This window comes from Neobacillus piezotolerans (assembly GCF_003362805.1).
Taxonomy (GTDB): Bacteria; Bacillota; Bacilli; order Bacillales; family Cytobacillaceae; genus Bacillus_D; species Bacillus_D piezotolerans.
Genome location: NZ_QNQT01000001.1, coordinates 629,019 through 643,374 on the forward strand (window position 1 = coordinate 629,019; position 14,356 = coordinate 643,374).

Annotated in this window: 9 protein-coding genes; all 9 read left to right on the forward strand. The window is 49.3% G+C overall.

The annotated features are described in order from the left end of the window. The first annotated feature begins 6 nt into the window (after positions 1–6). The 9 genes from smc (at position 7) to DRW41_RS03030 (ending at position 14,351) form a co-directional block, all read left to right on the forward strand. Positions 7–3,573, forward strand: a complete 3,567-nt coding sequence (smc, locus tag DRW41_RS02990; RefSeq protein WP_115450461.1) for a chromosome segregation protein SMC — start codon at positions 7–9, stop codon at positions 3,571–3,573. Positions 3,574–3,590: 17 nt separating this feature from the next. Beyond that, complete coding sequence (ftsY, locus tag DRW41_RS02995; protein ID WP_115450462.1) at positions 3,591–4,577, forward strand: signal recognition particle-docking protein FtsY; 987 nt, start codon at positions 3,591–3,593, stop codon at positions 4,575–4,577. Between the two features lie 359 nt (positions 4,578–4,936). Further along, complete coding sequence (locus tag DRW41_RS03000; RefSeq protein WP_115450463.1) at positions 4,937–7,312, forward strand: DUF8725 domain-containing protein; 2,376 nt, start codon at positions 4,937–4,939, stop codon at positions 7,310–7,312. Then, positions 7,309–8,244, forward strand: coding sequence for an ABC transporter ATP-binding protein (locus DRW41_RS03005; RefSeq protein ID WP_115450464.1), 936 nt, complete (start codon positions 7,309–7,311; stop codon positions 8,242–8,244). Before DRW41_RS03000 ends, DRW41_RS03005 begins: the two co-directional genes overlap by 4 nt. Beyond that, complete coding sequence (locus DRW41_RS03010; RefSeq protein ID WP_245959323.1) at positions 8,241–9,071, forward strand: ABC transporter permease; 831 nt, start codon at positions 8,241–8,243, stop codon at positions 9,069–9,071. The genes DRW41_RS03005 and DRW41_RS03010 overlap by 4 nt, the downstream gene beginning before the upstream one ends. Positions 9,072–9,087: 16 nt before the next feature. Further along, positions 9,088–10,689, forward strand: a complete 1,602-nt coding sequence (locus tag DRW41_RS03015; RefSeq protein WP_115450465.1) for a DUF8809 domain-containing protein — start codon at positions 9,088–9,090, stop codon at positions 10,687–10,689. A 4-nt stretch (positions 10,690–10,693) separates the two neighbouring features. Continuing rightward, complete coding sequence (locus tag DRW41_RS03020) at positions 10,694–11,701, forward strand: AAA family ATPase (RefSeq protein WP_115450466.1); 1,008 nt, start codon at positions 10,694–10,696, stop codon at positions 11,699–11,701. Then, positions 11,698–12,567, forward strand: a complete 870-nt coding sequence (locus DRW41_RS03025) for a DUF58 domain-containing protein (protein ID WP_115450467.1) — start codon at positions 11,698–11,700, stop codon at positions 12,565–12,567. Before DRW41_RS03020 ends, DRW41_RS03025 begins: the two co-directional genes overlap by 4 nt. A gap of 11 nt (positions 12,568–12,578) precedes the next feature. After that, complete coding sequence (locus DRW41_RS03030) at positions 12,579–14,351, forward strand: vWA domain-containing protein (RefSeq protein WP_115450468.1); 1,773 nt, start codon at positions 12,579–12,581, stop codon at positions 14,349–14,351. The last annotated feature ends 5 nt before the right edge of the window (positions 14,352–14,356 follow it).

Here is a 14,356-nt window from a genome sequence, read left to right on the forward strand (position 1 = left end):
CAGGCAGTGTATTTAAAACGGCTCGATGTTGTAGGTTTCAAATCCTTTGCCGAACGGATTGGCGTCGATTTCGTCCCCGGTGTCACCGCCGTAGTCGGGCCAAACGGAAGTGGAAAAAGCAATGTCATCGATGCGATAAGGTGGGTGCTTGGCGAACAATCGGCCAAATCCCTCCGCGGCACGAAGATGGAAGATATCATTTTCGCAGGAAGCGATTCACGGAAACCGCTGAATTTCGCCGAGGTAACACTTACCCTCGATAACGAAGACCAGCGCCTTGCGATTGATTATAATGAGGTAAGTGTAACAAGAAGGGTATTCAGGTCTGGCGAAAGTGAATTCCAGATAAACAAGCAGCCATGCAGGCTTAAGGATATCGTCGACCTTTTCATGGATTCGGGTCTTGGCCGGGAAGCGTTCTCGATTATTAGCCAAGGAAAAGTAGAAGAAATCCTGAACAGCAAGGCGGAGGAGCGCAGGAGCATTTTCGAGGAGGCCGCCGGGGTTCTGAAATACAAGCAGCGGAAGAAAAAGGCCGAAGGAAAACTGGCGGAAACCCAGGATAACCTGAACAGGGTCAAGGACATCCTCCATGAGTTGGAAAGCCAGGTCGAGCCATTGAAAATCCAGGCATCGATTGCCCGCGATTACCAGGAAAAGAAAGAAGAGCTCGAGAAAATCGAGGTTGCACTGACTGTTTTCGAGATTGAGGAACTGCACGGAAAATGGGAGGAGCTATCCCGCCTTCTCGACGTACATAAGGCGGAAGAAGTAAAATTGTCCGCGTCCCTTCATAAAAAAGAAGCCGAAATCGAACAGGCCAGGGATCGGATTGCGGCTGTGGATGAATCAATCAGCGACCTGCAAACAGTCCTTCTCCACGCAAGCGAAGAACTCGAGAAGCTTGAGGGCAGGAAAGAAGTCCTGAAGGAACGCAAAAAGAATGCCGCCCAAAACAGAAAGCAACTCGAGGATAGCATCAAAGAACTATCCGATAAAAAAGAATCGCTTGAGCTTGAACGTGAGAACCTTCTCGCTTCCGCCAAAGCGCTCGGAAACGAAGCTTCCCTGCTCCAGGAAAAACTTAAAGCGAAACAGGGCGAACTTGTCCTCTTTAGTGAAAATGCCGATGATAAAATTGAATCGCTAAAAAGTGAATACATTGAGGAGCTGAACGCGCAGGCGGGTGCGAGGAATGAAACAAAGCTCGTCCTTCAGCAGATTGAACAGCTTGACAGGAAAAGCGCAAGGCTTGACGACGAAAACGGGCGATTCCTTGAAGAACGCGCCAACGCGGGCGAAAAAGTGGAAACAATCAAGGCCGAGTTGGGAACCGTTGCTAAGGAACTTGAGTCCCAAGTACAGGAATTTTTAAAAAACAAAAGGCAGCTTGAAACGGTTTCCGCCAATTATCAAAAGCAGGAAAAAATGCTGTACCAGGCATACCAATACCTCCAGCAGGCAAAATCAAGGAAAGACATGCTTGAGGAAATGGAAGAAGGCTACAACGGCTTTTTCCAGGGCGTTAAGGAAGTATTAAAGGCGCGAGGAACAAGCCTGAATGGAATAGAAGGCGCGGTGGCGGAGGTCGTCCATGTGCCAAAAGAGTACCAGACGGCTATTGAAACCGCACTTGGCGGAGCGCTTCAGCATATTATCGTCGAGACGGAACAAAGCGCCCGTGAGGCAATCCAATTTTTAAAAAGGAATTCTTACGGAAGGGCGACATTCCTTCCGTTGAGCGTAATGAAAAGCAAATCGCCAGCGCCGTCCCAGCTTGAAGCGGCCAGGCAGCATCCTTCCTTTATCGGAACCGCATCGAGCCTAGTCGAATTCGGTGATAAATACAGGCATGTCATTGAAAACCTTTTGGGAAATGTATTAATCGCGAGCGACCTTAAAGGCGCGAATGACATTGCCCGCTCGCTTCAATTCCGGATGAGGGTCGTTACCCTTGAAGGGGATGTAGTCAACGCCGGAGGGTCCATGACGGGCGGTGCGGTGAAGCAAAACGGCACCGGGCTTTTAAGCAGAAAAACCGAACTTGATGAATTAAAGGTGAAGCTGGGCGGGATGGAAGAAAAGACGTCCCAGCTCGAGGAAGAAGTAAAATTGCTGAAGACGTCAGTAAAACAAACCGAAGGCCTGCTTGAAGAGTTAAGGAAAACGGGCGAAGAAAAACGCCTTGAGGAGCAGAGGTTGAAAGGCACGCTTCGGGAAGCGGAGCTTGAATTAAAAAATATCAGCGACCGGCTCGCAATCTATGATATGGAAAAAGGCCAAATTAATGAGGATAGGGAAAGGCTGCTTGCTCGAAAAACCGAGCTTGAATCTGCCCTTGATGGCGCGCGGAAGAAAATTGAAACACTTGACGCCGAAATCGCCAGGCTGTCTGACCAAAAGGCAAAAACCCTCACATCGAGAGAAGCTGTTTCAGAGGAAATCAATCGCCTGAAAGTTGAATTTGCTGCTAAAAACGAGCAATATCTTCATGCAATGGAACGGGTTAACCGCGTGTCGGAAGAGCATGATGCCGTTTCAATGAAGCTGGATGTGCAAAAAGAAGACCTCGGCCTTCTTGTATCCGAAATGGATGGCAGCCTGTCAGGAGAGGAACATTTGCTCGCTGCCGCAGCCGAAAAGCAAAAAGATAAGGAAAACACCTTGAAGCTAATTTCCACGCGCAGGGAAGAAAGGCTTCGCCTTTCAGCTGAACTTGAGCAGTCGGAAGCGGGGGCAAAAGAGCTTAGGAGGCTGCATAAAGGGATGGCGGAAGCGCTCCGTGATGAGGAGGTCAAGCTTAACCGGCTGGATGTAGAACTTGAAAATAAACTTGCCCATCTTCGGGAAGAGTATTTGCTTACGTTTGAAGGAGCGAAGGAAAACCACCCTCTCCTGCTTCCGCCAGATGAGGCAAGAAGGAAGGTCAAGCTCATTAAGCGCGGCATCGAGGAACTTGGAAACGTTAATTTGGGAGCCATAGAGGAATATGAGCGCGTGTCGGAGCGGTATGAATTTTTGCTCGAGCAAAAAAATGATTTGCAGGAAGCAAAAGACACGCTCCATCTTGTAATAAGCGAAATGGATGAAGAGATGATAAAGCGATTCGAAGAAACCTTCTCCGCAATCCGGATGCATTTCGAACCTGTGTTCAAGGCATTGTTTGGGGGAGGCCGGGCGGACTTGCGGCTTACGGATCCGGAAAATCTTTTGTATACCGGGGTAGACATAGTCGCACAGCCGCCAGGGAAAAAGCTGCAAAATCTCGGACTCTTATCCGGAGGCGAGAGGGCGCTGACAGCAATCGCCCTACTGTTTTCGATCCTTAAGGTCCGCCCTGTGCCATTCTGCATCCTTGATGAGGTGGAGGCGGCGCTCGATGAGGCGAATGTATACCGCTTTAGCCAATATTTGAAGCGCTACAGCACTGGCACCCAGTTCATCGTCATCACGCATCGGAAAGGGACGATGGAGGAAGCGGATGTGCTTTACGGGGTAACCATGCAGGAATCGGGGGTTTCCAAGCTTGTTTCTGTAAGGCTTGAAGAAACGAAAGAGCTGGTTGAAACATAAAACAAGGACGTGTTGAGATGAGTTTTTTCAAAAAACTAAAAGAAACGTTTACTAAACAGACCGACAGTGTAACGGACAAATTCAGGGAAGGGCTTTCCAAAACGAGGAACAGCTTTTCCGGGAAGGTCAATGACCTTGTCGCCAGATACCGTAAAGTCGATGAGGATTTTTTCGAAGAACTTGAGGAAATCCTTATCCAGGCGGATGTCGGCTTTGACACCGTCATGGAATTGATCGATCAATTGAAGTTCGAGGTAAAGCGCCGTAACATTAGCGACCCAGCAGAAGTCCAAAATGTTATTTCGGAAAAGCTTGTCGACATTTATAATGCCGGCGGAAACGAATCCTCCGAGCTGAATATACAGGAAAACGGGCTTACGGTTATCCTGTTTGTTGGCGTAAATGGCGTTGGCAAGACAACGACCATCGGAAAGCTGGCTCACAAATTCATTACAGAAGGCAAAACGGTCCTGCTTGCTGCTGGGGATACATTCCGGGCAGGCGCAATCGACCAGCTTGAAGTGTGGGGCGACCGCGTCGGCGCAGCTGTCATTAAACAAGCCGAGGGATCGGATCCGGCGGCGGTCATGTTCGATGCAATCCAGGCGGCGAAATCAAGAAAGGCGGATATCCTTCTTTGTGATACCGCGGGCCGTCTGCAAAACAAAGTAAATTTAATGAAAGAACTGGAAAAAGTGAAACGGGTCATCGAAAGGGAAATCCCGGACGCACCCCATGAAGTGCTCCTTGTCCTTGATGCGACAACAGGGCAAAACGCGTTGATTCAGGCAAAGACGTTCAAGGAAGCAACGGATGTGACGGGCATTGTCCTTTCGAAGCTCGACGGTACCGCTAAGGGCGGAATCGTCCTCGCAATACGGAATGAATTGAATATCCCTGTGAAATTTGTCGGCCTCGGCGAAAAGATGGATGACCTTCAGGAATTTGATCCTGAAAAATACGTGTACGGCCTGTTTGCCGACCAGGTTGACAAAACTGAATAGGCAGCTATTTGAACAGTATCGCAATAGTAGCGGTACTGTTTTTTTAATAATTGCACTTTATTCGCTAAAAGTGTAAAATTACACCAAGTTACTTACATAAAAGTGGAGCAAAAAACAGAGAAAATACGTCTAATCTATATAGGCTGAATTAAATTTAGAATCTTGGTTGATTGGAGCGGAGGGCACCGACTCCTGCGGGATGCAGCGGCAAGCTGGAGACCCCACAGGCGCCCGCGCCGAGGAGGCTCCACTGACGCCCCGCGGAAAGCGTGTGCCTGTAGCGGAAATCAACCGCAAGGTTAAGCGGGAAATGAAATTTAAAAAACCTATATAGTAAGCAATCATTGGGGGGAATCAGTTTGGCTCGGAAGAACGGAATATTTCTTTTATTTTTGATATTTTCACTTTTTGTTTCTTTAATCCCCTTCCCTGCTTCCGCAGCTGCGGATGGGATTAAAATTTCAACGAAAACAGGTTATGGCGGCTATGTGAAAGTTGGCAGGGGATTTCCAGTCTTTATCACGGTTGAAAACAGCGGTGAAGACTTTAAAGGCGATCTTCTCCTTAATTTTTACCCGACATACAGTTCATCTGGCGCAAGGGCACTCCATATTGACGTGCCAAAAGGGAGCAAGAAAACGTACAGTGTATCCCTTCCCGGCATTTCCGACGAAGGGCAATATTCGAATCCGGGCAGCCGGAACATCTTCCTGTACGAGGGAAGCTGGAAAAAAGGGAAGGAAGTTGCTTTCCAGGGTCCAAACAACCTTGCCCTGAAATATACCGACCAATCATGGAAAACGCTCGGCATTCTGAGCGAGGAACCAGACCGGTTGAAGGAGCTGAAACCGCTGCCCGCTGACAGCAGGATTGAAACGGTTATCCTTGATGGATCCGCAATACCTGAGGAACATTATGGGCTGGAATATTTTGATTACATCCTTCTTGACGGTTTTCCGCTTTCAAGCCTGAGTCCGGCACAGGAAGAAGCGCTGCTTGCCTGGGTGAAAAATGGTGGAATCCTGATCGCGGGCGGAGCAGCGAATGCCGCGCAGGCATATGGGAAGCTTTACAGCGAACTTCCAATGGAAACCGGCACCCAATCAAAGGCGGACCTTACTGGGTTGGAAAGCTCCATCAATCCCGGAGACGAATTTAAATCGGTGCCAGTTTATTTCGGATCAGCGGCCAAAGGCTCGGAAGTGGTACTGAAATCCGGTGATACTCCAATTGTCGCCAAAAGGCGGGCCGGGAATGGAGAGATTTTGCAAACCGCGTTTTCGGCGGGGGAAGAACCTTTTTCCTCGTGGAAGGGCTATGGTGAATGGTTCTCCTCGATCCTGGTGAAGGCCCGGCCATTAAAAGCTGGGAACATGCCAGGCTACTACAATCCCTACGATAGTTATTTTTCAAATGTCGCCGATGTTAATGCGTACTTTCCTTCGGTCCACTTTTCAACTGGCCAAATTGTCTTGATGCTGGCATTTTATGTTTTGCTTGCTGGGCCGGCCCTTTATTTCCTGTTGAAGAGGATTGATAAAAGGGAACATGCCTGGTGGATTGTTCCGTCCATCGCGCTTGTATGCTCGGCCGTGATATTTGGTATTGGCGCAAAGGACCGGATTGCAAGCCCGCAGGTTAGCCAGATGGGAGTATATAAAGCGTTTGGCGGCGGTATAACTGGCGTTCAAGCCGTTTCACTTCTGTCCAATACAGGCGGCGATTATACTTTTTCCTTCAAGGGCGGCGAGTTTAATGGAATCCCTGGGTCTTCTTTTGGACCACCTTCCGCCCCGCAGCGCTTCGCCATCCTTGAAAAAGGAAGGAAGGAGGATTCGGTAACGTTCCGGAATGTGGAATATTGGTCAACAAGGACATTATACGGAAATACATCGATCGATAATTCAGGCGGATTTGAAACAAATCTTCTTTTTTCCGGAAATAGGATCACTGGAACAATTGTAAACAACTTTCCTTATAATTTTGAAAATGTGTATATATGGTCCGGTACAAAAAGAGTGGAACTTGGAGGCCTGAAAAAGGGAGAATCCTTAAAGGTTGATCAGGATATGGGCAAAAAGTATTTAACGGCGCCAATTATTGGAGGGTACGGATACCAGGGCCCAAGCTATTACGGTGAGAATATAGAAAAAATGAAAAGAGAAAGGCTTGAAAACGAAGGGCTCAGCTTCCTTTATAATCAATCCAGATTCCAGAACAAGCCAATTGTCTATGGCCTTACAAAAGACCGGGTCATGAAGGCCGACCTTGTGGATAAAAGAGAGAAAACGGCGAGCATTTCGCTCATCTATCAAGATGTGGATGTTGCCGGGGGACTCAGCGGCGCCTTCTCGATTAACGAGGATTCTCTTTCATTTGACCTGATTCCTGTCAAAGGCGGGAATATCGATTACCAGCCCGGAGCAAAAGAGGCGTTCCTAGAAGATGGTGTATATGAATACATCCTTCATCTTCCTTCTCAGCTTTCCGGGGGAACGATAAAATTCGAGGAAATTTCGATTATGCTCCAGCCTGGCCAAGCGGCATATTCTATTAAAAATGCCGAGAGCGGCGAATTTACTAGCCTGGAAAATCCAGTGACAAGTTTTACAGAACGGCCGGAAAGGTTCGTTTCCGGGGAAGGCGAAATAACGATTCGGCTTGATAAAAAGGGGCAAGGCGACCCGGCAGTAAGGTTGCCATCGGTAACAATTAAGGGGGAGGCGGGCAAATGATTGAAATAATGGGATTAACAAAAAAGTATGGCAAGTTTACCGCCCTTGACTCCCTTACGCTGAAAATAGAGAAGGGAACCGTGTTTGGTTTTGTCGGACAAAATGGTGCGGGCAAATCAACTACGTTCTCCATATTGGCCACACTATTGGCGCCAACTTCAGGAACAGCCTATATTAATGGGTGCAACATTGCAAAAGAACCCGCGGCGGTCAGGAGGCAAATAGGCTATATGCCGGATTTCTTCGGGGTCTATGACCAGCTGAAGGCTGTCGAATATCTGGATTTCTACGGAGCAAGCTATGGAATCTCTGCTCAGGAAAGGGCAAAGCTGATACCTCAGCTTCTTGAACTGGTCAACCTGTCCCATAAGGCGGACTCGTATGTCGATGTTCTTTCGCGCGGTATGAAGCAGAGGCTTTGCCTGGCGCGGTCGCTCATCCATGACCCTGAAGTACTGATTCTTGACGAACCTGCTTCCGGGCTGGATCCGAGAGCGCGGGTTGAAATGCGGGAAATCCTGAAAGAACTGAAGATCATGGGAAAAACCATCCTCATTTCTTCCCATATTTTGCCCGAGCTGGCGGAAATGTGCGATACAATCGGAATTATCGATCAGGGAAGGCTCGTCGCAGAAGGCTCGGTAGCTGAAATCCAAAGGCGCCTTCAGGGAGAAAAGCTCATCACCGTGAAACTATGGGGAGATCAGGACTTGGCCGCGTCGTTTTTTGAGGACCATCACTTGGTCAGCCGCCTTGAAAAGAGCGACGATGGCGAAAAGGTTCAGTTTGTTTTTAGAGGTACGGACGAAGAGCAGTTCCTCCTTTTAAAACAGGCGGTCGCAGCGGATATAAAAGTCATCAGCTTTTCGGAGGCCGAGTCGAACCTTGAAGATGTGTTCATGGAAATTACAAAAGGAGTTGAGCTGTCTTGAAGCCGTTTTTAAATCCGGTCATGCTTAAGGAATACAAGCTCAGGTTCCGCTCCTATAAGAGTTTCCTCGGGCTCATGTTTTATTTACTGGCTGTTTCAATCTTTGTTGCTGGCTTTGTTTTTCTAAATTCCCAATCGATGGGAGGCGCTTATGTAAGGCCCGATGAGAGCAGGATGATGTTCATGATTCTTTCCTTTATTCAACTTGGGCTGATCCTGTTCATTACTCCCGGTTTGACCGCTGGCGTCATCAGCGGGGAGAGAGAGAAACAAACGCTCAATATCCTGCTGACCACGACCCAGAGTTCGGGTGCGATCATCATCGGCAAGCTCGTATCCTCTGTCTCGTTTTTGTTGCTGATGATTTTCGCGAGTTTGCCAATTTACAGCATCGTTTTCCTGTTTGGCGGCATCTCGCCGCTCCAGCTCCTGACCGTCCTTGGATACTATATATTTATCATTTTCGTATTCGGAAGTTTTGGCGTCCTCTATTCTACATTGATACGGAGAACGATTGTTTCGATGATTTCAACGTATGGAACTGCTCTGTTTTTTACGGCGGGTACGGCTTTCCTTATGCTAGTGTCGCTGCAGTTCGGCCATGGCGCGCAGGGGTCCAATCCTGTTCCATACTTCCTTGCGATGCTGAATCCATTTGCCATTTTGATCGGAATTTTTGAGCCTTCAGCTACTGACGGCCTAAGCGGCCAGACGGGAATTGATTTTCCTTTATGGGCCGCGCTGCTGATCTCGTACACGCTCCTTTTTACAGCCGCCATTTTGATCAGCATTCGAAAACTGCGTCCGAAAGCAGGAACAAAACGTTAAAAAAGGGTGGACGGAAATGGATGATAAAGGTCAGTTTCTCAAGCTTTTGTCCCCGGTAAGGCGGCAGCTGAGGCTAAAGCGGGCAATACTAGGCGCGCAATACGGGTTTGCGATTGGCGCGGCTGTTTTCGTGGCTGTGCTTCTAGTCGCCAGGATGGTTGTTTTTCCATACTATCACCAGGCTGCATATGTCTGTTCCGGGCTGGTATTCATTATTGCGTTTCTGTTTTTTATCCGGCGTTTGCCGGGCTGGAAGGAAGCCGCGGCGCTTTATAACAGCTATATTCCGGAAGACAGGGTGCTATCCGCCCATTCATTTCTTGGCGAGGATGGCGCCATCCAAAAGCTGCTCATCAAGGAAACGGTCTCCCGAATGAAAATGGAACAGGAACGCGTCCTTTCCCGTAAAAAGAAATATCCCATAACAAAATGGTTCACGGTCGGCATTCTCATCGCCGCTTCGGCTGTGTCGCTGGAGCAATTTCCGACTAAAAATATCGAAACCGCTGTAAAAAGGCAATCCGAGCTTGAAGTCGTGAAAAAAGCGGAGAAAGCAATGGCCGCGCAGCTGAAAAAGGAGATAAATCCACTTTCGAAAAAAGAGCTTGAAGAATTGATGGAAGAACTTGCGAAAGCTCGGACTCCGGAAGAGGCTTTGAAAGCGATCGATCGGAAAAGGAAGGAGCTCGTCCTCAAGGAGTTGAAGGAAAAAGAAAAAAACGCCACGCTCGAAGCACTAGCGAATGAGTTAGAGGGAGCGGGGCTTGAAAAACTCGCATCCTCCCTTGCTGAAAAGGATGTTGATAAGGCATTGGAGGAAATTAAACGGCTTTCAAATAACGGGGGGAAACTGTCCCCGGCTCAATCTTCCGCCATGAAAAAACTTACCGGGACGGACGGCAGGCTTTCGGAGGAACAGCTCGGCAGCTTGCGGCAAAAACTTGAGGAGACATTCAACTCACAAGACGGTTTGAAAGAGCTTGCGTCCCTTCAGTATGCGCTAACTAAGCAAGGGCAGGAACTGAAAAGCGAAATGGCCGCAAAAGGCCTTACTGGAGGCGAGTTCGCGATGGGGCCACAAAAGAATCCACCCAAAGGCCAGGCGCAATCCGGCAATAAACAGGGAACGCCTCCTCCGGAAACTAATGGTTCTACGGGTACGCGGCCCGGCAGCAAACCGAGCAACGGTGGGGTGCCCGGAAACATCCCAGGAAGCGGCAATGGAAATGGGAACGGAACGGGGACTGGACAAGGCACCGGGCAAGGGGAGGGAACTGGCAGCGGCGCCGGGCAGGGGAAAGGAACCGGCATTGGGCAAGGGGGCAGCCCTGGCGCAGGAGCAGGGCTGGGGCAGGGATCGCGGGAGTTTCTGACTGTCCCGGAGAAAATAGGCGGAAACAAGACTGTCGAATCTGATTTTGGGGAGCTTGGTGAAGGAGGCTCATCCCAATTTGAAAGCGATGGTCCTATCCAACTCGGAACGCTCCGTCCGTATGAAGAGGTATACGGTGAATATGCCGCGTCCTACCGCAACAGCCTTGACAGGGTCAAGCTGCCGGGAGGCCTCGAAACAATCGTTAAAAATTATTTTTCTGATTTGGATCCCGAGAAGGAGTGATTCCATGGAGTCTTTAAAAGACAAGGAAAATCAATTCAACAGAGCGGCCCAACTGCTTCAATCAGCCAGGGAAGAGATTAAAAAGGCCATTGTCGGCCAGGAAGAAACGGTCGAACATGTGCTATGGAGCATCCTTTCAGGCGGTCACAGCCTCCTTGAAGGGCTTCCAGGGCTCGGAAAAACAATGCTGATCCGAACAATCGCCGACTGTATGGATCTTTCCTTCAACCGGATTCAGTTTACGCCGGATTTAATGCCCTCCGACATAACCGGGACAATGCTTCTCCAGCCAGGCGAAAACGGCAGGCAGGAATTCGTTTTCCATGAGGGGCCTATTTTCGCAAATATTGTCCTTGCCGACGAAATCAACAGGGCGACACCAAAAACGCAGAGCGCCCTGCTTGAAGCAATGGCTGAACGGACTGTCACCGTAATGGGGAACACAAAAGTGCTGGCACGGCCGTTTTTCGTGCTGGCCACTCAGAACCCGATTGACATGGAAGGCACCTACCCTCTGCCCGAAGCCCAAATGGATCGGTTCATTTGCAAAATCCTTGTTGGCTATCCTTCAAGGGAGGAGTTAAAGGAAATCGCCCGGCGGACGACAGGGACAGAGACGCCAACCGTAAAAAAGGTCGTTTCCAAAGATGAGGTCTTCCAGCTTCAGCAGCTCGCGAAGGAAATCCTTGTCTCGGATGAAATCCTCGAATCGGCGGTTGCAATCGTTACCTGTTCACATCCCGGGCAGGAGGAAGCCCCGGAATCAGTCAATAAGTACATCCAGTATGGAATTGGGCCGAGGGGGCTTCAAAGCCTTTTAATGCTGGCAAAAGCAAGGGCATTGTGTTCAGGCAGGTACCATGTATCAACCGGGGATTTGAAAAATGCGGCAATCCCGTCGCTTCGCCATAGGCTGCTTTTGAATTTTGAAGGGGAAGCACGGGGCCTTGAAACGGATGAAATTATCCATGAGCTCCTTGAACATGCATTAAAGGCGGCCCAGGCAAAATGAGCGCCGGACAGGACGGGCTGCTTGCCAGGCTCCAAAGGAAACGGCTTTCCGTAAAGACGAGAAGAAGGGCGGCCCATAAAGGGGGACGCCGATCGGGGCGGCCGGGCCAATCCCTGGAATTTTCCGATTTTCGTGCTTACCAGCCAGGGGATGATATCCGTCTGATTGACTGGAATCTTTACGGGAGGACGGGCAAGCATTATATTAAAAGATTCCTCGATGAACAGGAAATCCATGTGGCTATTTTTCTTGACGCTTCACCGTCGATGAGGACGATCGATACGAAATGGAGGATGGCGAAGGAAATTGCCGCGGCTCTTTCCTATATTGTCCTGATGGGTGAAGATAGGCTATCCTTCATTCCGGCCTCCTCTTCAGCCGAAGGAAAAATCACCCGGAAGGGCACGGTCTATGCCAAAAGCGTTTACAAAAGCATCCTGGCGACAGACGGAATGGCGAAGGCCGGGACTTTTACGGAAAATGCGCTACGCGAAGGGCTAAAGAGTACCCAAACTGCGATTGTGATAAGCGACGGCCTTGAAAATCCCGGGGAATTTGACACCCTGTTCAGGAAACTTGCTTTATCGAAGATTGAAGTGAAATTTATCCAGATTCTTTCGGGCGAGGAACTTTTTCCGTCAGAGGCCGGGGATTTGCGGCTGATAGACAGCGAAACCGGAACCGCGGTCGATGTCACCATGCGGGAGAGCATTATTAAAATGTACCAAAGAAGGCTGAAGGCGCATAACGCGTCACTTGAACAGCTATGCAGTAAATATGGTTTTTCCTATTTGGCGGTGTCCGATAGGGATGATTTCCACGAGTTTATTTTTCAAAAATGCACGGCCAAAAAAGTGCTGGAATGAGGTGAACCTGAATGCACTTTGCCAACCCCGCCTATTTCGCTCTGGCAGGCCTGATAGGATTTGTCATTCTTCTTTATTTTTTCCGCAAACAATATAAGTCTGTCATTAATCCTTCCAACCTGCTCTGGGCCGAGGCGATGAACGAATGGCAGGCATCCCCCTGGCTGAAGAAATTGCAGAACAGCCTGCTTTTGTGGCTTCAGGTTGCCGCGCTGGCCCTGTTGATGTTCGCGCTTGGAAAACCTGGCTGGCAAAGCGGGGGCTTGGCTGGGCAGCATTTGTTCCTGATCTTCGACCCTTCCTCGTCCATGTCCGCGCCGGCGGAAGAAGGGACAAGGGTGGACGGTGCGAAAGAAAAGATGCTTGAACTAGTGGAAAACGGTGGAAGCAGCGAAGTAACTCTCATAACCGCTGGGCAAAGGCCCGAGGTAATCCTGAACAGGGAAACAGGAACTAAGGCTGCCAGGGATGCGATCCGGTCCCTTTCGTTGACATACGAGCATGAGAATTTGATTGAAGCGGTAAAGCTTGCTGTATCGCTGTCTTCGGGTAAAGGAAACGAGATACATATTTTTTCAGACGCCGCCCCTAAGGACGAGATAGAGCCGCTTGCAGGAAACCAATTTATCCAGGTCCATAATAGCGGCACAAAGATAGAGAATCTGTCGCTTCTATCCTTTGGCGCCGCGAGGAAAGGCGATGAAATCAACGCCGCCGCGGTTATAGAAAACCAGGGCGGCAAAGAACGCGAAGTGCTGTTCAGGGTTAAGGGCGATAAAGAAGCTTATTTTGAAAAAAGCCTGAAAATTAGCCCTAATAGCCAGGAAATCATCGACATACCCGGTTTACCGGAAAATCCTTATTATTTGGCTGAGGCGGTCGTGAAGGATGGCTATCAGGCGGACAACGAGGCCGCGGCCGTCCTAACCCCTCCCAATCCGCCCATTTATGCAATCGGGGAAGTGAATCCTTTTTTGTTGAAAGGGTTCAGGTCGCTTGGGATGGAAAGCATACAGGCTGATAAAAACTCGATCGCTTCCATAAGGGAGGGGGTTTTGCTTGTTGAGGGGAAGGAGCCGGGAAACCTGCCTGATCTTCCGATATTGCTGATTAATAAGGAGAAAGGGCAAAGGTGGGAATTGAAAGAAAAAGTAACGGCTGTGGATTCCCCTTTGCTCCAATTCACGGAATTTGGCAAAACCTTCGTAAAATATGCGGCGGAACCATATAACAGTTCATTCCAGACAATCGCGGAATCCGGCGGACGCCCGCTGATCCAAACAGGCTACAGGAAAGGGCAGCCAGCGGTCGCGGTAAATTTTGCGATTGAAGACTCTGATTGGCCGCTTCATCCAGGCTTTCCAATCTTCCTGTACAATAGCTATCAATGGCTCTCCCAGCAATCCCGGTTTCTAGGGTATTTCCAGCCCGGTGAAGAGAAGTGGCTTGCATTGGATTCTCCGGAAGGGAAACTCGCCATTTTTGGCCGGAGCGGGAAAAACCTGGCCGAATATGATTTATCGAAAGAGAATTTCAAAGCACCTTTTAAACCAGGCGTTTACCAGGCATCCACCGGCAGCCAAATTCATTACTTTTCCGTGTTATTGGACGACAGGGAAAAGGCCGCGCCAAGTTCGGATTCATTTACATTGAATAAAAAGCCCCGTGAACAGGGGAAAAACGGCGTCCGCGAAAATGAAGCCGCCTGGCTGGCGCTCGCCATGCTTGCCTTTTTCGCTTTATTGATAGAATGGGAGGTGTACAGGCGTGGGCTTGGACGTTAAATATC